Source organism: Sphingomonas sp. BK580 (assembly GCF_014194975.1).
Classification (GTDB): domain Bacteria; phylum Pseudomonadota; class Alphaproteobacteria; order Sphingomonadales; family Sphingomonadaceae; genus Sphingomonas.
This window is the reverse complement of record NZ_JACIAY010000011.1, coordinates 20,123-46,073: the sequence shown is the minus strand read 5'-3', so window position 1 is coordinate 46,073 and position 25,951 is coordinate 20,123. Positions and strand designations below refer to the sequence as shown.

Below are 25,951 nucleotides of genomic sequence, written 5' to 3'. Positions count from 1 at the left end.
GATGGACCACGACCCCGACTCCAAACACGGCAGCGCTATGGGGATGAGCTACGGGCGCTTCGCTGCGATGATCGCGACGTCGACGGTCGTGATGTTCGGCCTCATGTATCTCAACACCTACGCGCTGAGCCATGTCGAATACAGTCAGACCAGAACATGGATGGCCATCGTCATGGGCGCGGTGATGGCGATCATCATGCTCGGCTTCATGTGGGGCATGTACCCCAACCGCCGTGCCAATCTCGGCATCGTGGCCGCTTCGATCGCGGTGTTCGCCGGTGCCTTGTGGCTTGTCCGCAGCCAGGAAACGGTCGGCGACGTTGCCTATATGAAGGCCATGATCCCGCATCACTCGATCGCGATCATGACCAGCGAGCGCGCGCATATTAAAGACCCCGAGGTGCGGAAGCTGGCGGACGGGATCATCGACGCCCAAGTGCGTGAAATCACCCAGATGAAGCGCGCGATTGCCCGTCTCGAAGCGCACCCTACGCCTGACAATGCGCCCGACCTTCCCTCCTATCGCGACAAGCAGGTAGCTCCTCCCGCGCCGGAGACGGATGAAAGTGTCGGCGTGAACACGCTTCAGCCGATCCGGTAAATTTGGCCGCCTTGAGGGGTAGTGCAGCGGGGCGCGTATCATCTTCACGGGCGGGGGCCACGTGGAGAATTCAGATGAAGATGATCGCGACCATGACCGCCGCCCTACTCGCCGCCTCGCCGGCTCTGGCGCAGCAAGCCGGCCACCAAGGCATGAACCATCAAGGCATGAATCACGCCGGCATGATGCAGCCGACGGCAGCCGACCCCTACGGCCCGGACATGATGAAGATGCACGACCGCATGATGGCGGTGAAGGGTGCCGACGCCGGCGAGACGTGGATTCGGCAGATGATCGAGCACCACCGCGGCGCTATCGCCATGTCGCAGACGGCGCTCCGAAGCACCCAGAATGCTGAAATTCGGCGCGAGGCACAGAAGACCATCGCCAGCCAGAACCGCGAGATCGCGACGCTGAATGCTATGCTTCGCAAGATGGGCAAGCGCGCCCAATAACGAGCGCAAGCCTAGCCCTCCTTCCTGTAAGGGGGGCAGGCTTTCGAGGATTTGAGAATGAACCGATCTTTCCGCGTCGCGATGGCAGCTCTGTTACTAGGTATCCCGGCGACTGCGATGGCCGCGGCCGACATCGCCATGCACCGCGATCCGGGATGCCCGTGCTGCGAGAAATGGGCGCAGCAGGTAAAAGCACAATTCGGCCGTGCCGTGCGCGTCGTCGACGATGCGAACCGGCCGGCGTTCATGAAGGCACGCGGTGTGCCTCGGGACCTCGCCTCGTGTCACACTGCCATCATCGACGGTATGACCTTCGAAGGCCACGTCCCGATCGCTGACATGAAGCGCGTCCTTGCCACGCATCCGAAGGGCGTCACCGGCCTCGCGGTCGCCGGAATGCCGATGGGCTCGCCGGGCATGGAAATGCCGGGCATGAAGGCCCAGGCCTATGATGTGATCGCGTTCGGGCCGAGCGGCCGCAGGGTGTTCGCCCGCCATTGAAAAGGGGAGGCGCGAACGCCTCCCCTCCACGCTTACTTCTTCTGCATGCCCGACATGTCGTGACCGGCGTGCTCGCCGTGCTTCATGTCGGCGCAGCAGTCCTTCTTCGCGCCGTCCTTGTCCTTGCAGCAATCGGCGCCGTCCTTGCAGCATTCCTTCCCCGCGCAGCAGTCAGCGGCGGCAAAGGCCGTGGCGGGAACGAGAGCGAGCGCGACGGCCGCGCCGATGAATTTGATGGTCTTCATGCGTAATTGTCCTCGAATACACTGATTGATCGAAATCGGCGTCGATCAGGCAGTTCGGGGAGGTGGCGGCGCAGGGCCGCCCGAGTGACCATCAAGGGCAAGAGGCTCGCGTGTGGGCTCTGCCGCGCGCACGGCGAGCTGCGGCACGGGAGATGTGTGAACATCGAGGGCGGTTGCGATGCAGGCTCCTACGCAGTCCACCGGAGGTGCCTTTTTGACGGGAGTGGGCGGCGCTCGATCGCAATCAGTCATGACGGCATGCGCGCCCGCAAGCGGAGCCGCCTGCGCCATGGTCTCGCACATCGGACCCATCCGCACGAGCAGCATCGCGCCCAGCAGGACTAGCGCGAACGTGCGGACGAGACGGCCGAAGCTCATGCGGTCCTTCTACGTTGCGCCGAGCCGCCGCGCCAGATCAGTGCGCGACGCCCAGCACCATCCAGATCGCCATGGCGACCATCATCACGTTCTCGGTCAATGACAGGAAGCCCAGCGGCACATTGCTGTCGCCGCCCACGCACGCGCATTTCAGCTCGCGCTTGTCGACATAGACGGCCTTGATGACCGAGACCGCTCCGATCGTCCCGATTACCAGCGCGATCGGCACCGACAACCAGGTCAACACACCGGCGGCCATCAGCACGCCCGCCGCGCCTTCCGCGTAGGGGTATATATAGGAGTATGGCACCCAGCGCTTCGCGAGCAGGTCGTAGTTGAGGAACATCGTCGCGAACTTCTCGACGTTCTGGAGCTTCAAGAGCGCCAGCACACACATCGAGAAGGCGATGAACCACTCACCCGCGCGTATCGTGAAGGGTGTGCCGAGCACGGCATAGCTGGCAGCCAGCGCCATCAATGCCGTCATCGCGAACACAACCGCGACCGGTCGGTAGGTCACCGCCTTGGGGTCGGCCACGGTCTTGCCGAAGAACCGGCGCAGATCGTCATAGCCCCCTACCCGCTCGCCACCGATGAAAGTCTGGGGTGTCGTCTTGACCCCGTGCTCGGCTTTGAATGCATCGGTTTCCTCGCGCGTCCTCAGCCAATGGTCCTCGACCTCGTAGCCGTGTCGTTGCAGCAGGTCCTTTGCCTTCAAGCCGTAGGGGCAGGTGTGCGTCGGCATCACCATGCGATAGATCGTTGCCCTCTTGGGCGCCGCGGTCGCCATGTTCTTCTCCACCATATTCGCGACACCTATATGGGGGCCGTACTATGGTACGGAGTCAAGGCATGGCCGACGTGACAATCGCAGGGCTCGCGCGCGAGGGCGGCGTCGGTGTGGAAACGGTGCGCTATTATCAGCGCAGAGGGTTGCTCGAGACGCCGGCGAGGCCTGAAGGATCGGGCTCGAGTGGCGGTATTCGCCGCTACACAGCGGACGATGTTCGCCGGCTCCGTTTCATCCGATCTGCGCAGGCCGCTGGCTTTACGTTGGAGCAGATCGGAGAACTGGTGGCGATGGACGCGACCGATGATCGCGCTCGGGCACGCCAGCTTGCCAACGAGCGGATCGCGGCGCTGGATGCGAAGATCCAGGAACTGAAGCGCGTCCGCGCATCGCTCGAGCGGCTTGCTCATGAATGTGGGTCGGGCTCGGAAGGCCCCTGCCCCATCCTGACCGCGTTCGACGCCGACTGATCCACTCTAGGCTATACTTCTTCCGCGCTGATCGTCTCTTGCTCCGGCGCGGGAAGGTGGCGGTAGAGCGTCGGGACAGAAACGCCGATCGCCGGCGCGATCTCGCGCATCGGCATCCCGGACGCCAGGAGCTTGCGGGCGGCCTCAAGCCGCTTGGGCGTCATCACCGTTTTGCGACCGCCTACTCGACCCTCGCGCTTGGCTACCATCAAGGCGGCCGTCGTGCGCTCGCGGTTCAGGTCTCGCTCCATTTCCGCCATGGCCGCCATGATGTGGAAGACGAGCTTGCCGGCTGTGCCGGCGGTATCGATTCCATCCGTCAACGAGCGGAAGCCAATACCCCGCTCCGCCAGCTCGGCCGCAAGATCAACCAAGCCTTTCATCGTTCGGCCGAGCCGGTCGAGCTTCCAGACCACCAGCACATCCCCGGCGCGGGCGTGTGACAGGGCATCGGCCAAGCCGATCCTGTTCGCCTTCGCACCGCTCGCCTTGTCGCTGAAGGTCGGCTCACACCCCGCTTCGCGCAGTGCATCGAGTTGCGGCGTCAAATCCTGTTCGGAGGTCGACACCCGCGCGTAGCCGATCAGCATGGCACCTTCTCAAAACTCATCTCACGTGCCTAACACGACCGATCGCAATCGAGAATGTGTTTTGATACACGCTCCGCGCCTGCTAAACGTTCTCACATGACCGCGGATCAAAATCGATCGTTTATGAGAGCCAGTCACTACAGGTGACTGTCACATCTGAGTGGTACCAATGTGACATGTTCAATGGTCTCACCAGCCGGCCAAAAACGGTGCTGTCAGTCAGGGTATACTCCGCTGAGGCAGGTTCCAACCGGAAGGGCAATTTCTTGTATGGACTAGCCACCGTGGCGATAAGCGGAGTCCTTGCCACAGGAAGCTCAGAGGGGTTGGATGCGTTCGGTCGGGGCAAGCGGACGATCGCGATGGAGGGCCGGGATTTGCGGGTCGCTCTAGAGCGTGGGATCGGTCTTGACCGGGTCATCGCGGCGAAAAGTCGCCGTGCTGCTGAAACGGGAGCGGTGTTCTCGCCGGTGATGGAGCTGTTTCCATGACGCACGACTGGCGCGTTACCGATCTGTCAGCGCTTGCCGACCGTCTGCGCAAAACCAAGCGGCACAAGAAGCTGGTGGGGCTGATCGCTCGGGCAGCAGCCGCCGGAACGATCCGAGAGGACTTGCTCGAGGCTGAGCGATGCCTGGAGGAGATCGAGCGCATCCAGGCGGGGCGGAATCAATCCGAGGCCGAGGTGGATGCTCGTGAAGTAACGATCACGGGAGCGCTGTTCTCACATGCGGTCGTGCTCTACGGTCGTGCGACATTCACCTCCTCCGAGGAGCGGCGCGGCTTGCTCGGCGAGGACCACCTGACCGTGCCGCTTCGCGCCGCACACCGTGCCATAAAGAAGCTCAGGAACTCAGGTATCGCCCATTACGGTCGAGCTGAGCACCTCCCCGACGGCCCTTTGGTGCGGGAAGCCGTGGTCTACATCTTCTGGCGGACGGATGGCCATGTCAGAGATCAGGTGAATGTCCTGTCTACTCGCGCGCAGCACAAGGTGAGGGTTCAGCGACAGCTAAAGGGTCTCGTCCGGGCTCAGCTCGACCATCTCGCCCTCTCACAGCAGGACTATTTGACTGCTGTGCGCGAGGAACTCGAGATCGCGATGAAGGCCGACAGCGATCTTGGGCGAATGCTGCCAACGCTGCCGTTCGATCCTTATGCCTTCTGTGCGTCACCTGAGGCAGCGTTGAAACTTGCTGTCAACCTGCAGCGGGGGGAACTCGGCAATCACAGCTACGCGGTCGGCATACCTGATGCTGTCGCTGACGGCTCAGGATCGCCGGCGTGAGGCGGCAGCGGATGCGCCATGTCCCTCGTAGATCTGGGGTGTTCGCTCATCATCGGTACGCCCCGAAATGAAGGTCAGGGTCGTGCGGGGAACATTCGCGCCGAAGCGGACCGCAGGCCCATCGGGAAGACGGCGTTGCGCATCCGAATAGGTGGCGACCTGGGTAGGCTCCGCGAGCCGCCGCAAGCCGGCGGGAACCAGCCTATCGTCGTCGCGCTGGATGCGGCGCCACTCTTCAGCGAGACGCTCGCGTACGGCGTCGGGCGTGGGAACGAATCCGCCAGGCTCCGTCCCCGCGCAGAGAAGAAGGTCGAGCCCGAAGAGGTGCGGCTGCAAGTGACTGAGCCGCTTATGATGTAGGCGCCGTCGCGGCACCTCGCCCTCGGCATCAAGCTTGAGCTGGAGCTCATTGGCGATGTCATGCGCGAAGGCCAGGTTTACGCCGGTCACCTCCGGATGCGTACCGTTGAAATGCGGGTCCATCGAAGCAGAGCGATGATTGTAGAACATGTAGAGTGGCAGGTGGGCGCCTGCCTCGGCGAGCAGCGTCTTATACTGATACTCTGCCGTTTTCGGCACCTTGTGCAGTAATTCCCGGTACGACCGATGCGCGATCGCAACCGCCTTCCCGTTGTTGGTGCTTGCATTCAATCGCTTTGCTTGGACGCGGATCAACGTGCGCCGGCGTGACGCGGCATGCCAGAACTCAAGGTCCAGATCACCGCCGGTGGCAACCTCGTCTGGGTATTCGATCACAAGCTCCGGGCCGGCGAAAGCCGCCAGTGAGGCGGTCAGGACGTCCGTCAGCGTCTCCTCGCGAAACCGGCCCTTTTTAAGCTTCGCCTCACGATCGAGTAGGGTCCCAATCAGCCGGGGAAGTGTGGAGGCGAGTTCGCAAAGGTTGGCAGCCATTGCGGATAGCTGCCAGACGTCCTTCCGCGAGGCTATACCAAGGCACCGGATCGAAGACGAAATGGCGGAGATCATGAAGATGGAGGCGGCGCGGGAAGCGGTTGAGACGCTGAAGCTGGTGACGCCGGCCGCGATCGGGACCATCGCTGGGCTGCTGCAGGACGACATGCGCGATCATCCACGCGCCGTTGCGGCCAACTATCGCAAAGCGGGGGACCAGATTTCGGACGCGGAAAAGCGCGACCTTGGCATTCGGAAGAACGCCTTTCTCTCCAGGGAAGCGCTGGCCCGGCTTACAATCGAAGGCCGCTTAGAGCCCCTCACCGCTCACGAGCGCACGCTTCTGCGCGCCACGTTCACTCTGATCCGAGGTCGACGCATCGCCAAGGAGGTTGAGCTGCAAGTCCAACTGGGCAAGGCCTTTTTGGGCTTCGAGCATGAGATTTTGGGTCGGCAATGTCCGGCCTGCAATCGACTTGACGGGATTGTCAGCGACGCAGCAAACGCCCACGTGCTTCCGCCATCCGACTGCGTCGCGGGTTGTACGGCAAACTACGGCCTCAGGCCAAAGATCGACTTCCTCGCCGACCTAGACTGAGCTGCGCTCACCATTCCCAGCGGGTGGCTTGCGGCCCCCTCACCTCGCGCCTGCGCGTCGGCCGATCTAAGGCGCTGAATGACGCTTGACGGCTGCGGTAGGGCAACCTCACGATCAACGAGACGGGCAGATGAGGGGTCTCACGTGTTCAGCACTCCAGTCGAAGATTACACGCACGACCTTTTTGGCGATGATAACCTGCAGGCTCAGTTGATCGCCATTAAGGTCTTTGTCGCACATTCCCGACGCATTGAGGATGCTGAGGCAAAGGAGATCAAGGAGATTTCCGATAGGGTTCGTTCTTCCGAGGATGAAAGCCTCATCGACGTGCATATAGAAGCGCTTGAGGCGTCGGTCTACAGCGGGGCCGCTCATAGCGCAGCGCTGGTGGGGATCTTAGCACCGTTTGTAGAAAATCTCTTCACAGGCATCTTTCGTGGAATCGGCGAGAAGGAAGACGATTACCTTGGAAGAGAGCCCAAGTGTAAACGATCTATCTATTCACGACAGAGCTTTTGGGACCCGCACTTCACCTACACAAAGGAAGGTGTGAAAGCTGGCTTTGTGGAAGGTGTTATGCAGCTCGCAGAGGCAACGCGACTAAAGGAGCGGATGCCGAGCGACAGCAGGTTGGTTCTGGAGTCTCTTTTCGAATATCGGAATGCCATGCTGCACAATGGCTTCGAGTGGCCATCCCAGCGACGGGCTGCCTTTAGCAAGGTGGCCGCCAAAGCAAATGCAGATTGGTTCGTCTGCTCCTCAATCAATAATGAGCCCTGGATTTGGTACATGAGCGATATTTTCATAAGTCGGATTATGGCCTTTATAGATGAGGTTGTTGTGGCGGTCGGGGAGCACGTTAAGTCCACCTATCACCCAACCTAACGCGCATTTGGTTGTGAGCCTTATTAGATACTGCGCCACACTGCCCTCATCTGCTGCCACCCCTCGCCTCACCAAAGGCTGGGCCTTGTCTATGCTCGTGAGTTCGTCCGCACTTTCAGTAACGGAGCTTAAATGGTGAGGGTGCATTTTAATTGGTACGGCTTCGAATTTCAGAATGCCGTACAAGGCCTTTGGGATGGTTACTCCGCAGCGAACCTTGGCTTGGAGGACCAACGCAACCACGCCTACAATAGTATCGATGATTATGACACCAGGCGCGATCAAGGGCAGCTCGAGCCATTCGAAGCCGATGAAATATCAGAGAATGGCTTCGTACGCCAAAGCTACAGGGAATTTCTTGTTTACCGTGCGCATAATCTTGAGAACCAGGCTCATGATCTGAGGCTCGCCTATTCGCTGATGCTATACCATCAATGGGAACGAAGCGCGCGATCCTGGGTAAAGCATGACCATGGAAGCTTTGAAGGGCTCAAGTCACGTGTTAAGGCTCGGGGTATTTTCGTTGATCCGGCTTTAGACGATCTGCACGTTCTGGTTAACCTATTGAAACACAACAACGCGAAGCACGGCCAGAAGCTGTCCATCGCTCGACCGGATCTATTCGGAGACAGTGATGTTTCTGACATGACCCACCGGGATTGGTTCAGCGGTGTCGAGGTCTCCCATCACGCCCTTGAGGTCTTCTTCATGGTAGTCAAGAACTCCGGCCCTGACAGTAGCTCCGAGATTTGGGAGCAAGGCGAAGCTCCGTTTTGAACGCTGGACAACTCCTTGCTACGGTCTACGTCAATCGATGCCGTTCTCGTTAGCCTATTGATTGTCGCGCGACCCATCCGATCGCGAGGGCCACAGCCCAACCAAGCCAGTTAAGCCGATAGCCGACGATACGCCACCTCTCACGCCTATCTCGAAGAGCTATACCAAGGGCCTTGATCGTCGCGCGATCGTCAGCTCCGTCGTGGAGGCGCTGTAAAATGCGCGTGAGACTGGCGGGCATGTCGATCCGTCGGATCAAAGGCAACGAGGCCTCGTCCACCGTGGTAAGGTCCGAGACCATCATCGGTTCTGAGGGATAGTGCCGCACGGCTGCCTCGAGCGGAGGCGAGCGCCAACGAAAGCCGAAGCGGCCATAGAAGCTCGTCAGCTTCGCGAGCTCATGGTTCCACTCCTCGTCACTGCTAGTCGCGGCCCTCACCAGCGTGATCGGCTCTACTGCCGCGTCTCGGTGGTGCAGCTGGGCCCACCTGATCGAGGCATTCAGGACGAGGTAGCCGAGGCCACGCCCGCGCAGCGCGGCACGATGGATCATCACGTCGCCGGTGGTAAGCTTCACCCAACCTCGGCGCACTTCCCTCCCCTCGCCTGTCATAACGTGCGGGAGCTGCGGCGTTGTCTCCCCGATATCGACAACGAGAGCCTGGTGCCTGGGTCCAGAACTCCCCTCCGTTTCTACCGTCCCGATTGCGACGAGCGTACGACCCCAACGCGTTCCGTCCTTAGGCAGCACCTCGAAAAAGGTCCAAGCGAATGGTGACGACCATCTGCCCGCATCATCGAGCAGCGTTGCGTCATCGTCGGATAACTCCATCTTCTGCTCCTATGGGTCAGGCTTCGGCTGTTCACCGGGCATAGCCTATTCTGGGACAGGCTTTCTTACCGATCGCATGTGCAAAAAACGCCTCTAGCCATTAGTCCTAAGTGGCGGCACAAGAGTTGCTATCGTCAGTGTGGGAGGTTCAGGCCTCCCTTAGTAACCATAATGCCACACGACGGGTCGCCACAGTCGAAGGTAAGAGGTTCGGTCATGCAGGGTGCCGAGATGCTTCAGACGCTGGAGAGGCATCATCAAACAATCAGAGCTGGCATCGCCGAGATACAACGGCATTGCGAAGAGGGTTGTCGGGACATAGCTGGTCTGAGCCGCGCCCGCTTGAACCTTACGTCGGCGAGCCGCCGTAGGTCGCAGTTCATTAGCGATGTCGTCTCTCCGTTCCTGCTAGAGGGCGCCGACGAACAGAGCCGCTTGGACCTCGCCGATTTTCTAGTCGCGTTCAGAGCACGGCGCCTCCTATCCGACGAGCATATCGCGACCTGGTCCGACGATCATATCCGGAGTGATCCGCAGGGCTACTGCGTCGCCGCGAAGGCGATTTGGGCTATGATGGAAGACCAGATGGACCGTGAGGCCAGGATATTGGGCGGGCAGCTAAGACGACACATGGAGACGTTCGCTCCCGTTCGCTGACATTTGCGCCCCTATCTCGGGGTCACAGGCTCAGCGTCAGCCGCTACCAACCGGATTAAGCGAATTACCGGATAAGGAAGATAATCCGGTATGTGTGCGCCGCTCTACCCCTCGTTGCGGTTCAGGTAGAGCTCCCACGCCTCCTCAATGATGACGCCCTGAGTGACGCCCCGGCGCTGAGCTTCGTTGGCGATCGCGTCGGACACGTGCGGCAATACCTTGGCGTGGATCTGACCAGTCCGGGGACTTGGCTGCCGCCCTCTCCGCCCAGTCGGGCTCGTGCGCGCGACGAAGCCATGGTCTGCGGCCGTCGCGTCCGCGGCGGCCACGGTACGCTCGTCAGTCCGCTTCCCCACGCTCTTAAGGCGGGTTAGGTCGATGCTGAACGGGGCATCACTCATTGTTCAAGCCCTCCATCAGGCGCTTCATCACCGCTTTGGCGAACTGCTCGGCGTTGTTGCGGGCCGCGTCCGCGTTGCCCTGGGGTGGCATTGTGTAGAGATCACCGCCAAACTCGAACAGGCTCGAGAATGCCGCGCGTTCGAGAAGATCGGGCTCGATGACGTGGACACCCTGCCCTCTCAACGAGGCCGCGATGCCAGAGTGCTGCTTAGATTTGACAGTCTTCGTCATCGTGAAGACGACGGATAAAGGAATCGTTCGACCTAGTGCTTCCTCTTCCTCCTGGATCAGGGCCACCGTACGCGAGCCGACCGTGGCGTCGAGCGTCGTCGCCCTCATCGGCGTTAGAACCAAGTCGGCCTGAGAAATGGCACGTGACATCAGGCGAGATGCCACGCCCTCTAGATCCACAACCACGATGTGCCCGTCACGATCATTCTCTTTGATCGTCTTGATGATGGTGGACTCGCTCACCTCAGCAATGACCTTGATACGCTCCGGCCGTTGGCCCCGAGAAGCCCACAGACTGACCGATCGGTTCGGGTCGCAGTCGAGCAAAGTCACCGGAACGCCGGCATGAGCCAGCTGTGTCGCAAGGATAACCGCTGTTGTGCTCTTCCCTGCGCCACCCTTCGGTGACGCGATGGCGATCGTCGGCATCCAACCTCCTCAACCCCTACCCGCGCTAACCGGATGATTCCTCTAACCCGGTAATCACCGGGTGCGCATCAACACCGGATTAGCAAACATACCCGGTTGCTCATCAGACCGGATAACGTCGATAACCCGGTTATAGCTCACACCCGGTTTTTCTCGCAATCCGGTTTTTTCGCAAATCCGGTTAGTGCAGTCATCCGGTTGAGGTCCAAACCGGGTATTGTGGCTTATCCGGTAAGCGAGCGCCCCATCTGGCGAATATGCCCGCCATCGTCGACCGGCCGAGTTAGCCCGCGCTTGCCCTTAGGATATGCTTTCTAGCTCCTGTGCCTGAGCGTAGCTGCGGCGCTTGGCTCCCGGGTTATCAGCTTACCGGGTAATCGCCCAAATCCGGTGTTTCGGCTAACCGGATTAGTCCTGATTAGATGCTGACACCCGTAAGCACCAGCATGAGTGCGAAGGCCGCGGCAGCGAGCTTGCCGGCGCCCATCACCTTCGCTGCCGTTCCATACCGGAGCCTGCGCCAGGTCAGATCAACGCCCGTCCGCAAGGCTAGTATGCCGTCCACCGCGAGCACCGACCCAATCAGGAAAAGGAGGAGGGTGAATGCTTTGACAAACTCGCGAGCGGAAGAGGGTGTGACGATGAACGCTAGGACCAAGCTTAGCGTGGCAATGCCGTACAGTGACGTCCCGGCGCTCAGCAGACCAGTGCCTAATATCCGGCTTGGTCGAGTCCAGAAAATCGTGATGAAAACGGACGGCCGCTTACACGATTGACAGGGCTCAATGATGCCTTCCGGCGGCCACGGCGCAAATGGCGTTCGGCAGTAGCCGCAAACAGGCGAGCTAAGGTGACGTACGTGCTGCATATGTTTTACGACGATCTCCTCGCCGCGGCGTCTTCCGTCGACTGAAGGCCTTCATAGCAGACCGGATCGCAGAAGAGCATCGGGCGGCCCCGGCACGTGAGATGTTCGCCTTCGATCATAACCGGTCGATGGGCGAGCCGGTGACAGGGGCGATTATCTTTGGCGGTGTAGCCGCATGGTATGGCGATGGGCGGAGCCGGCCACTCCGGCGCCTTCGACACCGCGCCATCGCACCAGCTATCTGCCGTCGACTGAAATAGATCGCGTTGGCGGGTCTGCGGCTTCATCGCTGCGCCTTTGGTTTGGAGGGGAGAGGAGGGTGGGGTTCGGACAGCACATCGACCATCCGTCCCTTCCTCTCCCCCTCTCTTCACTGCCTAGGAGCAGCGGTGTTCGAGACAGGCGGACTTCCGGCAACGACGCCGGTCGCTGCCGGCGGAGCTTGCGGGGTAGGGGAGGCAACGACAGCGGGTGCGATGCGCGATTGCGCCTGCGTCGTCAGCTTCCGGAAGGCGTCAAGCATGGCAAGCGAGGTTATCTTCCCCATGTCGGTGCTGGTGTAGGTTCCGCCGAGTGCGCCGACGCCGGCGTTATCGAGGAGGCCCCCACCAAGTACGGAGATGTCCTTCTTTCTTGCCGACCCGGTCGCGATCGCCTGCTGAATGCCGGTCTTCACCTCGACCAGTGTCAGCATGGTCTGGCTCGATTTGACCTTCTGCTTGAAGCCGAGGCCGCCGGGGAACATCGACCCGAGCCCACCTCCGCTGCCACCGGAGTCGTTGTCCGAGTAGAGCACCTTCGCCTGGAGCAGGTAGTCGGCCGCCTTGAGCGTCGCTTGGTTGTTCGCTCCGGCAACCGAGCCGCCGGCAGCGAGCTGGCGCTCGCGTTGGAGAGCGTCGAAGCCCTCACCGCGGTCGACCACCTGGAAGCAACCCGACTGCGCTACGAGCAGCTTTAGGAGGGGGAGGGGGTCGACACGCTGGCTTCCCCCATTTTGCGCCTGCGCCATCCGCATCATAGCGGCGAGACCGGGCGGCAGACCTTCCTCGGGGCCGCCTGCAGCACGTTCCTCAACCAGCGCGATCGTCCCAAGCGAACGGTCGCATCGCGGCACCTCAGTGGTCTCGTCGATGCCGATGCCGCCCTTGCCGGTCTTCTGTGCCAGCGCTGGCGCCGTTGTCAGCGCCAGCAGCGAAATGAGTGCGAGTGTCCTGTGCATTGTACCCTCCCTTGGTTCAATTCAGTGGCTTCGGATCTTTGATGTTGATGCTCGTATGGAGAGTGCCGGCCGGTGATCGATGAAGATCGATCCCGGCGCCGCGCCGGCGGGTGAAGACCATCGGTCGCACGACCGTCTCGTACGTCGTCGACGGCCCAAAATAGCTCGTCGTGCCGTGCCATTTGTCCCCCTCGATGATCTTCATCCGGTAGGTGCCAGGAGGCACGGGGACTGTGACATCATCGTTACGATGAACATAGACCGAGATAACGTGAGCGTCTGTTTCGGGCTTGAAAAGCTGGACGACGGCGTTGGCCTGGTCGGTTGCGACCGTCATCCGCGAGGTCGCACTGAGCGGGTTGACGTCGTTGCTCACGGTGACGGTACCGGTTGCCGGGAACGCGATCTCTGGTGTTCTGTCCGGGAACCAGCCGGCCCGCTTTGCCTCACGATAGGCCGGGATGAGGATGCCGACCGCTGACAGAAGCAGCACCAATCCCTGCAAGGGGTGCGGCTTGAAGAGGGGAGGGGGAGGGCGGAAGCGCCCCTTCTGATAGTCGAAGCCGCGGTTCTTGGCTGCGAACCAGGCACCGCCTCCGCTCCCGCTGCTCTTCGTCTTAATCGGCTTACCGATCCAGCTGGCGCTACCGAGCGGCACCGCCTTCTTGTAGCCGGCGCTGGACTGCTCACGCCGTGCCTTCTTGTCGTTCCAGGTCGTCTCGCCTTGGTCGAGGCCCTGACGCTTTCGATAGCGCTCGCGCATGTAGTCACGGTCATCGAGGCCCATCGAGCTGCTCCCCCTGTCGAAGCTGCTGCAGGCGCCTGCGGCGGTGGATCGCAGCCAGCTGGTCGGCAAAGGCAGCGACCACCTCACCGAAATAGTCCGCGACCTCACGCTCCTGCTCACACTCGGGCGCCAGCGTGGCAGCGGCGAGGACGAGGTGGGCCGCGGCGACGTTCGATCGCTCCATGATCTTGAAGGCGAGGGTACGATACTCGGCCGCCAGCTCCGCCAGGTCGGCACCGCCTTCAGCGACATCGTTGGCAACAACGCGCGTCACGCGGGCTGACCATCGAGGGTCGGCGAGATCGGAAGGCGGAGGTGGCCTACGATCGCGACGACGTCGTGGTAGTTGGGTTGGACGCGGCCGGGGATGCGGATCGTCCGGTAACCCGCATGCCCGGTCATCTCGTCACGTACGCGGTCGCGCCCGGCATGGTGACTGCGGTCATCGACCTCGATCAGAGCGAGGATCGCGCCAGTCGCTCGGTCCTGTGCCACGAAGTCGACGATCTTCTGCGAGAATGCGTTGCGATCGGACAGCTTGCGCTTGCGCAGTGGGTTATTCGGCACCTGCAGCAGCGCGCCCATCGCAACCTGGGCGTGGATGCGGCAGTGGGGCAGGGCACGCTCCAGCGTCGTCAGCATCGCTGTCTCGCGCGGCGTCAGGAAGCGCTTGGCAACCGGTCGCGGCGGACCGAACAGGTTGCCCGCGCCGAGCGCTTTCAGGATAGCAATGACGCATACGATGGCGACGAGCAGAGCTATCGACCGGTCCATTGGCTACCTCCGGCTACCTGCAGAGCACGTCTTGCCGCTATGTTCTTGCCGGTCTCGTCCGGCTTTCCTGCGAGATGGACCGTGCGACCAGCAGCTGCCTCCAGCTCGACGATGCACGCGATCGCCGCGGCGATCATGGGATCGCGCCCGCCTGGGCCGGACGCCATGAAAAGGATGCTGCCGGGCGCTCCGGCCAACCAGCGCCGAACTGAGACGCGAGGCCGCTTGCCCTCGTACGGACAAAAGCTGCAGCTCAGGACGAGGTAGGCGAGCACAGAGAAGGACAGGCGATCCGCCTCGTCACCGGACGCAAGCTCGAGGCGTTCAAGCCACGACCTCACCTCACCGGGTTGAAGCGACAGGGCCCGCTTTCGCACACCGGCGAGACTGCCGCCCGGCTCGCCGGCTTCGCTGTGCAAGAACTCCTCAACCAGCAGGGCGGTCACCTGATGGAAGAACAACCCTCCGTGCGGCGACGCCGTGATCGCCTCTGCCGCTCGCGCGAAATCCTGATGCGATAGGTGATCGGCGAAGAAGTCCCAATTTCCGAACGCCGGGTCGAGCAGGAGGTCGATCTGCGGATCGGCAATCGTCGACGGCAGATCGTAGCCATTGTCGATGATGACCAGGCGCTCGCCATCGCGTCGCGCCAGATCGACCAAATCCCGCAGCACTGCCTTCGGGAGGGTGTCTAAAGTGCCTTCAACGATAAGGGTCATGTCGCTCCTCACATGTCCAGGCCAAGGTGCTTCTGCGGCAATCCGGGTATCTGGTCGGCAATTGCAGGCATGGCGGGCAGGGCGCTCAGGTCGTCCATGTTGAGCGGCCGCAGCCCGAGCTCGTCATCCTTGCGCAATTCGGCGGGCTTCTCGTGATCCTCGCCGTTCTTACGATCGGTCGACGGGGTGTCGGCGTCGAATTGCTTCGGATCGGAGTAATCCGTCTCCGACTTGCCCATGTCGGGCAGGTCGGTGAGATCGAGGCTGGCAACGTCGAAGAGCGTCTTGCCGACCTCATCATGGTCAAGTGACGCGGCCGCGGCACTCAGGGCATCGTCTGCCAACTGGTTGCGCGAGGATGTGCCGTCGATGTCGAGGCGACCTAGGCTTTCCAAGGACGCAGTCTTGTCACCGCGGTTGCGATCGAGCTGCCGCTCGAGCTTCTCCTGATTGTCGACCACCATGGTTAGGTCGAAGCGGATGCGGGTCACCCCGACGTTGAAGAGGCGCTGATTGGAGAGGTTGCGCTCGTAACTGAGCATCACCGTGATGGCTTTGTTTGTCGTAACACCCTGCGCCATGTGCATGTTGAGCGAGTAGGCGAGGTCCATCCGCTGCATCATCGGATCACCTTTCTCGAGTGTGAGCTTCTCCTTGTTCGCCAGCTCGACGGTGACCTTGCCGCCCTCAATCCCCGTGATGGTCGCCAAGGAGGCATTGTCGATGCCGCGTTCCTTGTCGTTGTCGGTCCAGCGGATGCGGTCGCCTTCGTGGATCTTGATCGTCTCGAGCGTGGCAAGCGACATGCGATCCCGGCCGATCATGGGATCAATCTTCTGCGGATCGAACCTGATCCGTTGGCCGTCTTTGACAATCTCGACCTTCCCGTTCGCGAAGACGCGCGTCACCTCCGCCGAGCCGCGTTTGAGATCGAGCTCGGCGACGTAGCCCTTCACCTCGAGCCGCTGGCCCTTCGCGTAGGACTGGGCGTAACGGAGGTCCTCCTTCGGCAGGTTGACGTTCTGAATGACGGTCACGAACAACCCGTCGCCCTTCAGCGTATCCTCATCCAGCAAGCCCTTCTGCACCGCCTTGTTGATGGCCGCTCGGGTCGCGCGCCCGGAAGCGAAGATGGCAGTTTCTGCCCGCTCCGCGGGTGTCAGCTCCAGCCACAGCTCGGACGCCTTCGCTGCGGGATCCTCATGCTCGACCACCTTGTCGCCGAGCACCTTCATCGCCTGGCCGGAGCGGCCGACGTTGGCGAGGGCGGCCACGGTCTTCAGCTGGTCGGTCTGCTGGCGCAGGTTCTCATCCATGCGCGCCAAACCGATCCTGGCCGCCTGCATCATCGCGAACGCCTTACCGGCGTTGATGGGGAGCAGCTGCTGGCGGTCGCCGATGAGCGCGATCTTCTCGATGCCGAGCGCCTCCGCGATCGTCAGCATCTTCAGCATCTGATCGTTCGACACCATCGACGTCTCGTCGACGACGATGACGGTATCCTTCAGCTCGTCGCGCCGAGCCTGCGCTGCGGGCGTGTTCGGGTTGGTGGCGTGCTTCTCGTTGTGCCAAATGAAGTGAGCGAGCGTCTCAGCGCTGACGCCGACCGCCTCCATCTGATCGACCGACATCTCCCGCGCCGGAATGGCGTCGGGCCGCGCCATGCCCTGCTTCATGTCGGTCACCATCTTGTTCTGAAAGGCGAGGCCGAGCACCGACTTGCCCTCGGCCTCCACGACGCGCGCGACCGCCTGAAGCATGGTCGACTTGCCTGCGCCGGCGATGCCCTGAACGGCTACGACACGATCCGTGGTGGAGACGATCAGCGTGGCGGCTGCGAGCTGTCCCTCGTTGAGCGGGTGAGGGGAGGCGGCCTGCAGGCGGTCTGGAGCCTCTGAGGGCGCCACCAGCGCCTTTGCGCTGTCCTTGCCTGCCTCCACCCGCTCGAGGATCTTCTCCTCGGTCCTGAGCGCCTCCGGCGTCGTCACGGCTTCCACCATCCGCCCTTCGTGGCGGATCTCTCCCGGCAGCAGCTTGCCCTTCTCGATCAGCTGCTCGATGCGGGCCTCGACCTGTTCGATCGTGACTCCGGATATGTTGTAGTTGAGCGCCTTCTTGGCGATCTGGTTCTTCTCGATGGCAGCCTCGTTCTCGCTGAGGCTGCGGATTGCTGAGGCGACAGCGATCTGCGCGCCGGCCTGACCGGGGGTCTGCGACAGGCGAACGATGCCGCGATCAATCAAAGGATCCGGCGAGCGCAGCATCCCGGACACGGTGTCGCGCGCAACCTTCACGGCGTCGGCGATGGCGTGGTAGCTGCGCGCGATCGGCCCGGCGCCTTCACGCTGCTCCATTTTGGCAGCGAGCCGCGTCGCGTTGTCGAGCAGCTCCTTTCCGTCGAAACCTTTCTCGGCCGCCTCCTTCATCCACTCGAGCACCAGGCCATCGCGATCCTCGATGCTGAGCTTCGGATCGCGGGTGGTGACGGTGACGCCGTCGCGCCCTTTGGGTGAGACGATGCCGAGCTCGGCCGCCTTCTCGAGGATCTGTTCACGGCGCTGGCTGAAGGTGTCGAGCACCTCCTTCGGCACGCCGACGATCTCGAACGTACCGTTCTTGCCGCTGGCGACCAGCTGGTAGCCGAGCTTCTCCAGCTCGTTGCGCAGGTAGGCGTGATAGATCGCACCGATGAGGGTGTTGTTGGCCCAGATCTTGTCGGCGTGCAGCGCGTGCCACTCGCCGTCCGGTCCCATCGTCATGTTGGCGGTGATCGCGTGGATGTGGGCCTGCGGGTCGAGCGCGCGGCTCGTGTCATGCTGGAAGAGCGCATAGACCAGGTTGCCGGTCTTCACCGTCTCGGTCTTGCCGTCCTTGGTGATGCGGGTCTCGGCGAGGTTCTTCTCGACCCAGCGCATCGTCTGCTGAACCGCCTTGGTGTGCGCGCCGTCGGGCCCGAGGATGCGCTTGTCTCCAGCGATATAGGCCATGATCGACACCGACTTCGGCGCCGAGAAGGTGAGGTCGTAGCCTGTGCGGCGACCGGCGCGCTGGTCGACCTCCTCGCCCGACGGCAGCTCGCCGTGCAGGACCTTGCTGAACGCCTCCTGCGTGACGGTACCGGTGAGGCCGGCTGCGGCCGCGCCTTCACCGCCCCACAGGCTGACCTCGCCGGCTTTCTCGTCGGTGTAATAGGCACCGGCGACATAGTCGTCCTTGGTGAAGTATTTCGCCGCGCCCGAGGCCGACTTCACGCTTGCGATCGAGTGCATGTCAGTCGCCCATGCCCAGGCCGTCGTCGATCTCATCGGGGAAGGCGTCGCGTGCCTCCCGGATCGACAGATCCTCGGAGCGTTCGTCCATCGACGTGCGGTCGCCGCGGTCACGATGCTCCGGCTGCGGCACTACGCTTTGGCCGTTCATCGACTTAGCGCGCTCGTCGCGATCTTCGTCGCTGGTACGCTCGCTGGAAGACGCGGCACGCGGGTCGCCACTGCCCCTTGCAGTGGCATCGAGCGACAGGCCGTCGTTGGACCGGTCCAGCTCGCCCTCGGTCGGCTGTGAGAGGATGCTGGCGGCGAGGTTGTTCGCCTCGTTCGCGGGCGTCACCTCGTCCTCCGTCAGCGCCAGCGACTCCCCACGCCCGCCTTCGTCATCACCACCTTTCGGCTTGCCTCCACCTCCGCGCACACTCGACCCGGCGTCGTCCGGCTTGTCCGGTTTGCGGGGCACGAAGCCCTCCGCGACCTTGGGATAATGCTCCCACTCGAGCTGAATGCGCGCGGCGGGAAAACCGTCGGGAAATTTGATGAAGCCGTGCATCGACGGCAGGTTCGTGATGTCGTCGGGGATGACGAGCGGCTCGATCTGCTTGCGGGGCGTCAGGGTCGAGGCGTCTCGGGTGCTGTTGTAGCCGTAGCTATACCCCTCATCCATCTGCCGGATCTCGCGGTTCCCGATGTATCGTGCGCACTGCTCGGCAGTGTCGAGGTCGGCTGCGGCGAGGATCAGCTTGGTGCGCGCGAGTGACGACAGGTTGCGCGCGTTTTCCTCGCCGTAGACCTGCACGAGCTTGTCGAACGAGTGCAGACCGAGGATCATCGCCCCGCCGTAGTTTCGCGCGGTCTGGAGGCCGCTTTCGATCGCCGGCAGGCGGTGCAGCGCGCCCAGCTCGTCAAACATGAACCAGGTCCTGAGCGACCGGGTTTTCGCCATCGTCATGAGCGAGTGGATCGCGAGGTTGGACCACAGCGTCAGCAGCGCCCGGTTCATCTCGAGGTCGGTGTAGTTGGAGGTGATGAAGAGGATCGAGCCGGGCTTTTTCTCGCCGGTCATCCATCCCCTGATCGAGTAGGTCGGACCGGTGTCGGGGAGGAAGCGCAGCACCTGCGCATTGGTGTTGAAAACGGCCCGGATCGACTCTGCCATCTTCGCCGCTTCGGGCGCCGTGATCGGGTCCGCGATCGTCTTCGCAAGGTGCTTGTGAACCTGCTTCAGGTCGGCCGTCATGAGGTTGTCGGCCAGTGCCTGGTTCGACATCATGTTCTTCTCGATGAGCTTCATGCACATCTCGATGAACAGGGTGCGCGCGGCGAGCGCCCAGAAGGGCTCAGCCGCCCCGCCATCCGACGGGATCAGGGCGGCTGCCGCGGCGGTGAACTCGCTGTAGGTGGTGCAGTCGTTGAAGATCGACCAGGCCGGGCAGCGCGCATCGAGCGGGTTCAGGATCGTGTCGCGCTCGGGGTCGTAGAAGGCCTCCACATAGGCCCCCGTCAGGTCGAAGACGACGGCGCTGTCCTGGCGCTCGCGCATCTGCTGGATGTGCTTGCGCAGCGCCGTTGTTTTGCCCGAGCCGGTGGTGCCGAGCAGCATCGTATGGGACTGCTCGAGGCGGTGCGGGTAGGGGATGCCGGCGATGTAATAGGGGTGGTGGATGCCGCCGGCTTTCCGCGCCCCGAACGGCAGCTTCAGCACCTCCTTCGCGGTCTTGCCGGGGAAGAGGGTCTGAGCCTCCTTCACGAACTCGATTTTGTTGTGCTGGACGATCTCGGCGTAGAGCAGATCGCGCTCGACCAGCATGGCGCCGCGCTCGTGGCGCTCCTGGATCATCGCCTTGCCACGGCGCTTGGAGAAATCGACGAACCAGATGGCCAGCGGCACCGTCACACAGGTGGCAATCATCGCCGATCCGATGACGCCGCGAACCGCCTTGTCCCAGGCGCGCACGACCTCCGGGACGTAGGACACATAGCCCATGATCGTGCGGTGCAGGCTACCATCCGGCATGCGGAGATCGACCTGCTTCAGATTGTCGAGAGCGACCCAATTCCAGAGGCTCGAGAGGATCCGCATGCAGATGAGCTGCACGTTGTTCTCGTCGAGAGTGATGGAGAGGATGATGACGTAGGCGAGGGCGAACACGCCGAGCCACATCAGGACCGGCAGTTTGGCCCCCTGCAGCCACATCAGCACCTGGGTGTTCAGGAGCTGCGAACCGCGGGTGAAATTGCCTGAGTTGCGGGGAGTATCGCCGCGCGAGGAATGGTGCTCCTGCGGGATCGCCAGACGGTTGTTGCGGATGTCGCGCCGCGTGCCCTTGGGGTCATCGCGCGCCATGGTAACGCTCCATGCGGCGGTCCGTCTCGAGCACCAGCGTATCGCGCAGCTCCGGGTGTTCTTCCCGGATGATCGCGTCGAGCGCAACCTGCGTGTATTCGGCGACGCGGAGGTGGCGTAGCTCGCTATCCGACAGTCGCTGATGACCATCGAGATAATGGACAACTGCGCGTCGAATTAGCTCAGACGGTAAGCACCTCTGGCGCTCAGCCTGAGCGTCGATGCGCTCACGCAGATCGTGAGGCACGCGGAGCGTGTAAGGGCGCGAGGTTTTCAACGAACCAGCCTCCTAGCAGGGGGGCTGGTGGTTCCTAAGGAGGACCCTCTGCTTACTCGATCAGTCCTCGTGATGCAAGATCGATCTAGCGGCAGAGACGAGGGCGTACTACATCGTCTTACGCACAAACCGGCGGAAATCTGCCGATTTCTTGGTGTAATACACTGTACCGCAAAGCGTACCGCAATGTAATCAGCACTTGAGCACCTCAAAAGCCGCAGAAAACCTGGGAAAACGGCAAGCGAAGCTTGCGTAGGGTGTGCACTACTGTAGTCCCGAATCCTCCGTGCCGCTTTGACCCCCTTGGTCCTTCGAGGAGGCTCCGGGCGTGTCCCGGTCTTCCGCCGGGATCTGCCCCGCCGTGAGGCGGAATAGCAGGCTTTCAGTGGCGCCTCGCGCCGGGTTGGCGAGGCGCGGCCAAGGCTGTTTCATAGGTCGTCTCCGGGGTTGCTCGCCGGTGCTGCGAGGTGGCTTCCAGATCGCGAGTGTGGTCGGTATAACAGCGCCGTTCAGAAGCCGATGAGCCTGACCGAAAGGCAAGACTATGGCGAAGTCACTGGACGCTGAAATGGCCGCGATCGAGGCCGATGAGCGGAAGCTCGCCGAGCGCCGTCAGGCGCATCAGGCGAAGGTCCGTGAGGCGGCTGTCGGAACGGTCGAGAGGGCAGGGCTGCTGAAGCTCCCGCTCGATCGACTTGAGGGGCTGATGAAGGCGGTGAAGACGCTGGGCGTCGACGAGGTGGAGAAGCGGCTCACGGCGACAGCCTGAGCCGGTTCGAGACCGATGGTCACGGCGATGGCCGCACGGGGCTGCTACCCTGTGCGGCCGTTCTCTTTTCGGTCGGGAAGAGGCGCAGCCGGCTTGAGATTCGCAGGCAAAAAAAAGGGACGCGCCAGCCGTTAGGCTGGGCGTCCCTGTGGGTCGCTGTCGGTGTCGAGCAGGGCCGTCAGGCCCATGCGAGATGATACTCGCCGTCGACCGATTTCAGCGCCGCCATGGTGGTCAATGCCTCGACGTAGCGGGTCATGTGCGGATCGTCGTCGAGCCGTCGCCGGATACGCGGATCCATGAGCCGCTCGCGCACCTCCGACATCGGCACGGCACCGCAGCTTTCCTCGTCCAGACCGAGGCTGGCGAGGATCGCGTAGGCATTGCCGTTGGCGACCTCCAACTCGGGCGCAGCGTCGGGGTTGAGGCCAAGACCGAGCCTGATGTCACCGCCCGGTTCGGTCTGCCAGATGCGCGCGCGGCGGCCGAGGAACTGAGCCTCGTCGACGACGGTGATAACGGCCGGGTCCCAGTCGAAACAGCGCGCGATCGACGCGAGCGCGAGCGGGCAGACGCGGACCTCGATCTCGAACGATCCGGCCGCCGGATCGCCATGGATCGGGACCACCATGGCGACGCCGCTGCGCACGACATGGCGGCCGAGCAGATCGCGCAACGCGCCGAGCTGGTCGGGGGTGATGACGGCAGGGGAGGGCGACAGGATGTTATGGCCGTCGTCGACGCGGAACGTGATGGTCATTTCGACCTCCTTCGTTGAAACCGCGTCTCTCTTTCTCCCTCCTCTCCGGCGAGGATGTGCTGCCCGCTCGTTGTGGCGAAAGGGCTGTCATGGCCCGGTGTAGACTGACCTCGCCGACCGCCGCGCGAGCAGCGCCAGGGCGGGCTCGATGCCCGCCATGGCGCTTCCCCGGGCCGAGGCGTAGCGAGGGCGGCCCGACGGGGCCGCACGATGCGAGCGAGCCGGACCGGGGCAGGGGTCAAGCCCGCAACGAAAAGGGCCGCCCGGTCGCCCGAGCAGCCCTTGTTTTCGACAGGTGGAGCGGAGCCTCACGGCCCCGCTGACTTACTTGACGAGCTGCACGTAGCTGGCGATCCCGACCAGTGCGGTGCCCTGCAAAATCAGGAACCACTTGAGGCCGTCGATCGAGGTCTGCATGCCCTTCAAACCGGCTTCGAGTTTCGCCTCCATGGTGCCGAGCTTGGCATCCACGGTCGTGCGAAGTGCCGACATCTCGGCCTGAAGTGGTTTGATCGCGTCCCCGACAGTCATGTCGATGTGTTCCTCGACAGCGGCGACTGCACGCGCAGCCACATCCTCGGCGATATTAGCCGAAATCAGGGCCTGAAACAACGTGACCTGCATGTCTGTTCCTCCTTCGTCTCTGTGACGATGCTCACGCGTCGGTCGGGGCGGCGAGGGTCAAGGACCGCGAAGCGGCCGCGTCAGCGGCGGTGGGGGTCACGATTTTGCGTAGCAAAATGGTGGGGCCCCGCCGTCCTTGAGGCTCGCCGCCCCGGCCGACACACTGGGACGACTTGAGAGAGAGTTTCCCCCCGCGGCAGCAGCGTCGGGGCGGGCTCGATGCCCGCACCGGCGCTTGCCCGGCCGACGCGTAGCAAGGGGAGGCCGAAGGGCCGGACCGAAGCGAGCGAGCCGGGCGCCGCGCGCGCCTCGAGCCTCACCCCGGCGTGGGGCGTGCCGCGAGGATCATCAGCGCCGCTTCGTCGGTGCGGCCCTGTGCGATGATGATTCCGCGCGCGTTCCCGCGTGCTGCTTCGGCCGCGATGCCCTCGGCGAACTTGTGTGCGTCCTCATAGTCGGCGGAGCAGTCTTCATCGACCACCATCTCCTCCAGCTCCAGATCCCAGCGTCCGGTGTATCGGCCGGCCCATCCGTCACGCTCCCGGAGCGCATTCTCCAGTCGCCGGATGGTCTGGAACCCGTGGCGTTGCGCGGCGAGGTAGCCGGCTTCGTGGGTGGCGTAGCTGCGCTGCGTGTTGATGGTGTCCATGACCGTCTCCTTCGTCTTGATGACGGTGTCCTCGCGTTGGTCGGGGCGGTGAGGGTCAAGGACCGCGAAGCGGCCGCGTCAGCGGCGGTGGGGGTCACGATTATGCGGAGCAAAATGGTGGGGCCCCGCCGTCCTTGAGGCTCGCCGCCCCGGCCAACACACTGGGACGTCTTGAGAGAGAGTTTTTTCTCGCGGCAGCAGCGCCGGGGCGGGCTCGATGCCCGCGCCGGCGCTTCCCCGGTCGAGGCGTAGCAAGGGCAGGCCGAAGGGCCGGACCGAAGCGAGCGAGAGGGGTGGGGCGGGGGTTGTCCACGGCCGACCCGAAACCCCTTTCAGCGGGAAGACGGTCGCCAAGATGGCGGTGGCAGATCCCGGGTACCGCTCGCCAGCTGGCCGGGCCGTCATCCCCCGGTCGGCCGTGGACGACGCGGCTCTAGCGTGCAGGTCCTAACAAACTGCGGTGTATCTCGGCGCAGCTCGCCGGCGCCGCGGGCGTGCGGCAGCGCCTTACCGGAAGGGGGAAGGTGATCGGGCGCGCGGCGACCAGGTGCGGCCCGCCGGGGCCGCGCCAAGGCGTCGCGCGCCCGATCACCTGGCGTGGGGGAAACCAGTAGGGTTTCCCCCACAAAGCGACACTGGCGAAAAGGGGCCAGCGCCGGGGCTCGCCCGTCGCTGGCCTAGTGGTTTCCTGCCAAGGAAAGGGGAGGGCGGCGCGAGGGGGAGCGCGCCGCCCGAGCCGGTCAACCGAACGCGGCGCGCTGGGTAGCGACGGGGGCGGGGGCCTGTCCGTCGATCCGGAAAGCGTGGGTGGGAATGCGGGCGGTTTTCAGCACCTGCAACAGGTTGGATTGAAGGCCGGAACCCTGACAGACAACCGCCTCAACCGGGTTGAGGTTGGCCAGCTGCTCGTTGCGGACGAACCCGGCGCGCTTGCCATAGCGGGCGGTGTTCGGGGTGAAGGCGATAAGGGTCACGTCGCGGCTCGCGGCCCATGATGCGGCGATGGCGTCGGCGCCTTTGCGCTGCGCGGTGGTGCAAAGCGTCATGTGGGGCACGCGCGCCTTGATCTGGTCGAGTTTCGCCCAAAGCTGTTGCCAGTCGTGCCACTCCTGACCGCCCGAGAAGACGACAAGCGGGCCGGTGGGATTGCGCTTCTCGCGGTGGTCGGTCGCGCGCGCTTTCAGGAAGTCGATTGCGGCGATCTGGCTTGCCGTTCCGCCGCTCGATACCTTCGAGCCGCGCGCCGGGGACCAAGGGTGGCCGGTCTGCGCGCGGTAGCAGTCGGCGGCATAGTCGCGCATGCATTCGATAGCGGCGCGCTGCTCGGTCTTGGTCTGGGCGCGAAGCTGCAATTCCTCCATCTCCACCGCGAAGATTTCGGAAGGGTCCATGCGGCGCGTCATGTCGGAAAGCTCGGCGCAAAGCCGATCCTCCTCGCGCTCGAGCTTCTGCGCCTCGTAGTGGAAGGAATTGACGAAGCCCCACGCGATGGCCTGCGCGCTCGCCTCTAGGCGGGTGTCGCGGAACAGATCGAACAAGGTTGCCATGATCGCCGCGCAATCTTGCTGCGCCTCGATCGGCTCGGGCATGTCCAATTCCTGCCGCTCGCCGCCCAACTCCACGATGGACAGCGCGCCGACGTCGCCGAACGCGTCCTGAAAGTTGGTGGTGGCGGTCGCCTCGGCGTGGCTCTCGGCGGCATCGTCGGCCGCGTCGGTCGCGCGCTGGTCGTGCTCGGCGCTGTCGTCCTGCGCGCTGCAATCGGGCGTGTCGTTGCGGGCGGCGGGGTTCAGGGCTTCGCCCATGGCAGCGAAGCTGGTAAAGCGGCGGGAGGTCGGGCCGTTCGTCATG

At 63.1% G+C, this 25,951-nt stretch carries 29 protein-coding genes; 11 read left to right on the top strand and 18 right to left on the bottom strand.

Annotation, left to right across the window (positions count from 1 at the left end; genetic code table 11):
* Window position 1: 1 nt before the first annotated feature.
* The 3 genes from FHY05_RS17300 to FHY05_RS17290 all read left to right on the top strand — a co-directional run bounded on the left by FHY05_RS17300 (window position 2) and on the right by FHY05_RS17290 (window position 1,557).
* The gene (locus FHY05_RS17300; RefSeq protein ID WP_221191285.1) at window positions 2-601 is read left to right on the top strand and encodes a DUF305 domain-containing protein; all 600 of its coding nucleotides are present in this window, start codon (window positions 2-4) and stop codon (window positions 599-601) included.
* 74 nt (window positions 602-675) lie between these two features.
* Window positions 676-1,056, top strand: a complete 381-nt coding sequence (locus FHY05_RS17295; protein WP_183945691.1) for a DUF305 domain-containing protein — start codon at window positions 676-678, stop codon at window positions 1,054-1,056.
* A gap of 57 nt (window positions 1,057-1,113) precedes the next feature.
* Window positions 1,114-1,557: a DUF411 domain-containing protein gene (locus FHY05_RS17290; protein WP_260181667.1), complete on the top strand. Its 444-nt coding sequence runs from the start codon at window positions 1,114-1,116 to the stop codon at window positions 1,555-1,557.
* 32 nt (window positions 1,558-1,589) lie between these two features.
* Here FHY05_RS17290 and FHY05_RS17285 read toward each other — a convergent pair whose 3' ends face one another.
* Window positions 1,590-1,802: a hypothetical protein gene (locus tag FHY05_RS17285; RefSeq protein WP_183945690.1), complete on the bottom strand. Its 213-nt coding sequence runs from the start codon at window positions 1,800-1,802 to the stop codon at window positions 1,590-1,592.
* A 415-nt stretch (window positions 1,803-2,217) separates the two neighbouring features.
* Entirely contained in the window at window positions 2,218-2,970 is a 753-nt protein-coding gene (locus FHY05_RS17280; RefSeq protein ID WP_183945785.1) for a MauE/DoxX family redox-associated membrane protein, read from the bottom strand.
* Window positions 2,971-3,032: 62 nt separating this feature from the next.
* Here FHY05_RS17280 and FHY05_RS17275 point away from each other — a divergent pair, with 62 nt between their 5' ends.
* Window positions 3,033-3,440, top strand: coding sequence for a MerR family DNA-binding protein (locus FHY05_RS17275; RefSeq protein WP_183945689.1), 408 nt, complete (start codon window positions 3,033-3,035; stop codon window positions 3,438-3,440).
* Between the two features lie 11 nt (window positions 3,441-3,451).
* On the opposite strand, the gene FHY05_RS17270 is transcribed toward FHY05_RS17275, so the two are convergent.
* On the bottom strand, window positions 3,452-4,030 hold the full coding sequence (locus tag FHY05_RS17270) for a recombinase family protein (RefSeq protein ID WP_183945688.1): 579 nt from the start codon (window positions 4,028-4,030) through the stop codon (window positions 3,452-3,454).
* A 176-nt stretch (window positions 4,031-4,206) separates the two neighbouring features.
* Here FHY05_RS17270 and FHY05_RS17265 point away from each other — a divergent pair, with 176 nt between their 5' ends.
* Window positions 4,207-4,521, top strand: a complete 315-nt coding sequence (locus tag FHY05_RS17265; RefSeq protein ID WP_183945687.1) for a hypothetical protein — start codon at window positions 4,207-4,209, stop codon at window positions 4,519-4,521.
* On the top strand, window positions 4,518-5,318 hold the full coding sequence (locus tag FHY05_RS17260; RefSeq protein ID WP_183945686.1) for a hypothetical protein: 801 nt from the start codon (window positions 4,518-4,520) through the stop codon (window positions 5,316-5,318). Before FHY05_RS17265 ends, FHY05_RS17260 begins: the two co-directional genes overlap by 4 nt.
* Here FHY05_RS17260 and FHY05_RS17255 read toward each other — a convergent pair.
* Window positions 5,301-6,230, bottom strand: coding sequence for a DUF6615 family protein (locus tag FHY05_RS17255; RefSeq protein ID WP_183945685.1), 930 nt, complete (start codon window positions 6,228-6,230; stop codon window positions 5,301-5,303). The two genes, FHY05_RS17260 and FHY05_RS17255, sit on opposite strands and share 18 nt — an antisense overlap.
* Before the next feature lie 61 nt (window positions 6,231-6,291).
* Between FHY05_RS17255 and FHY05_RS17250 the strand changes: the two genes are divergently transcribed.
* From FHY05_RS17250 to FHY05_RS17240, 3 genes are all read left to right on the top strand, one after another.
* On the top strand, window positions 6,292-6,828 hold the full coding sequence (locus FHY05_RS17250; RefSeq protein WP_183945684.1) for a hypothetical protein: 537 nt from the start codon (window positions 6,292-6,294) through the stop codon (window positions 6,826-6,828).
* Between the two features lie 78 nt (window positions 6,829-6,906).
* Window positions 6,907-7,713, top strand: coding sequence for a hypothetical protein (locus FHY05_RS17245; RefSeq protein ID WP_221191284.1), 807 nt, complete (start codon window positions 6,907-6,909; stop codon window positions 7,711-7,713).
* 135 nt (window positions 7,714-7,848) lie between these two features.
* Window positions 7,849-8,490, top strand: a complete 642-nt coding sequence (locus tag FHY05_RS17240; RefSeq protein ID WP_183945682.1) for a hypothetical protein — start codon at window positions 7,849-7,851, stop codon at window positions 8,488-8,490.
* Between the two features lie 49 nt (window positions 8,491-8,539).
* Here FHY05_RS17240 and FHY05_RS17235 read toward each other — a convergent pair whose 3' ends face one another.
* Window positions 8,540-9,067, bottom strand: coding sequence for a hypothetical protein (locus tag FHY05_RS17235; RefSeq protein ID WP_183945681.1), 528 nt, complete (start codon window positions 9,065-9,067; stop codon window positions 8,540-8,542).
* A gap of 471 nt (window positions 9,068-9,538) precedes the next feature.
* Here FHY05_RS17235 and FHY05_RS17230 point away from each other — a divergent pair, with 471 nt between their 5' ends.
* Complete coding sequence (locus FHY05_RS17230) at window positions 9,539-9,979, top strand: hypothetical protein (RefSeq protein ID WP_183945680.1); 441 nt, start codon at window positions 9,539-9,541, stop codon at window positions 9,977-9,979.
* A gap of 393 nt (window positions 9,980-10,372) precedes the next feature.
* Here the strand turns inward: FHY05_RS17230 and FHY05_RS17220 are convergent, their stop codons facing one another.
* The 9 genes from FHY05_RS17220 to FHY05_RS17180 all read right to left on the bottom strand — a co-directional run bounded on the left by FHY05_RS17220 (window position 10,373) and on the right by FHY05_RS17180 (window position 21,298).
* The gene (locus FHY05_RS17220) at window positions 10,373-11,041 is read right to left on the bottom strand and encodes a ParA family protein (RefSeq protein WP_183945678.1); all 669 of its coding nucleotides are present in this window, start codon (window positions 11,039-11,041) and stop codon (window positions 10,373-10,375) included.
* Window positions 11,042-12,279: 1,238 nt separating this feature from the next.
* The gene (locus tag FHY05_RS17215; RefSeq protein ID WP_183945677.1) at window positions 12,280-13,128 is read right to left on the bottom strand and encodes a CsgG/HfaB family protein; all 849 of its coding nucleotides are present in this window, start codon (window positions 13,126-13,128) and stop codon (window positions 12,280-12,282) included.
* Window positions 13,129-13,144: 16 nt separating this feature from the next.
* A complete protein-coding gene (locus FHY05_RS17210; protein WP_183945676.1) occupies window positions 13,145-13,915 on the bottom strand; it encodes a hypothetical protein in 771 nt (256 codons plus the stop codon).
* Window positions 13,902-14,189 carry a hypothetical protein gene (locus tag FHY05_RS17205; protein ID WP_183945675.1) on the bottom strand — a complete coding sequence of 96 codons (288 nt, stop codon included), beginning with the start codon at window positions 14,187-14,189 and terminating at the stop codon, window positions 13,902-13,904. Before FHY05_RS17205 ends, FHY05_RS17210 begins: the two co-directional genes overlap by 14 nt.
* Window positions 14,186-14,689, bottom strand: a complete 504-nt coding sequence (locus FHY05_RS17200; RefSeq protein WP_183945674.1) for a DUF2726 domain-containing protein — start codon at window positions 14,687-14,689, stop codon at window positions 14,186-14,188. The genes FHY05_RS17205 and FHY05_RS17200 overlap by 4 nt, the downstream gene beginning before the upstream one ends.
* A complete protein-coding gene (locus FHY05_RS17195; RefSeq protein WP_183945673.1) occupies window positions 14,674-15,408 on the bottom strand; it encodes a type IV secretion system DNA-binding domain-containing protein in 735 nt (244 codons plus the stop codon). Before FHY05_RS17195 ends, FHY05_RS17200 begins: the two co-directional genes overlap by 16 nt.
* 8 nt (window positions 15,409-15,416) lie before the next feature.
* A complete protein-coding gene (mobF, locus tag FHY05_RS17190) occupies window positions 15,417-18,677 on the bottom strand; it encodes a MobF family relaxase (protein ID WP_183945672.1) in 3,261 nt (1,086 codons plus the stop codon).
* Between the two features lies 1 nt (window position 18,678).
* Window positions 18,679-21,021: a type IV secretion system DNA-binding domain-containing protein gene (locus tag FHY05_RS17185; RefSeq protein ID WP_183945671.1), complete on the bottom strand. Its 2,343-nt coding sequence runs from the start codon at window positions 21,019-21,021 to the stop codon at window positions 18,679-18,681.
* On the bottom strand, window positions 21,008-21,298 hold the full coding sequence (locus FHY05_RS17180) for a hypothetical protein (protein ID WP_260181666.1): 291 nt from the start codon (window positions 21,296-21,298) through the stop codon (window positions 21,008-21,010). The genes FHY05_RS17185 and FHY05_RS17180 overlap by 14 nt, the downstream gene beginning before the upstream one ends.
* Window positions 21,299-21,866: 568 nt before the next feature.
* On the opposite strand from FHY05_RS17180, the gene FHY05_RS17175 reads away from it, so the two are divergent.
* Window positions 21,867-22,067, top strand: a complete 201-nt coding sequence (locus FHY05_RS17175) for a hypothetical protein (protein ID WP_409321843.1) — start codon at window positions 21,867-21,869, stop codon at window positions 22,065-22,067.
* Between the two features lie 178 nt (window positions 22,068-22,245).
* On the opposite strand, the gene FHY05_RS17170 is transcribed toward FHY05_RS17175, so the two are convergent.
* The 4 genes from FHY05_RS17170 to FHY05_RS17155 all read right to left on the bottom strand — a co-directional run bounded on the left by FHY05_RS17170 (window position 22,246) and on the right by FHY05_RS17155 (window position 25,950).
* A complete protein-coding gene (locus tag FHY05_RS17170; RefSeq protein ID WP_183945669.1) occupies window positions 22,246-22,827 on the bottom strand; it encodes a hypothetical protein in 582 nt (193 codons plus the stop codon).
* Between the two features lie 324 nt (window positions 22,828-23,151).
* Window positions 23,152-23,451, bottom strand: coding sequence for a hypothetical protein (locus tag FHY05_RS17165; protein WP_132910653.1), 300 nt, complete (start codon window positions 23,449-23,451; stop codon window positions 23,152-23,154).
* A 316-nt stretch (window positions 23,452-23,767) separates the two neighbouring features.
* On the bottom strand, window positions 23,768-24,100 hold the full coding sequence (locus tag FHY05_RS17160) for a hypothetical protein (RefSeq protein ID WP_183945668.1): 333 nt from the start codon (window positions 24,098-24,100) through the stop codon (window positions 23,768-23,770).
* Between the two features lie 740 nt (window positions 24,101-24,840).
* Window positions 24,841-25,950: a DUF2493 domain-containing protein gene (locus tag FHY05_RS17155; protein WP_183945667.1), complete on the bottom strand. Its 1,110-nt coding sequence runs from the start codon at window positions 25,948-25,950 to the stop codon at window positions 24,841-24,843.
* Window position 25,951: the final 1 nt, after the last annotated feature.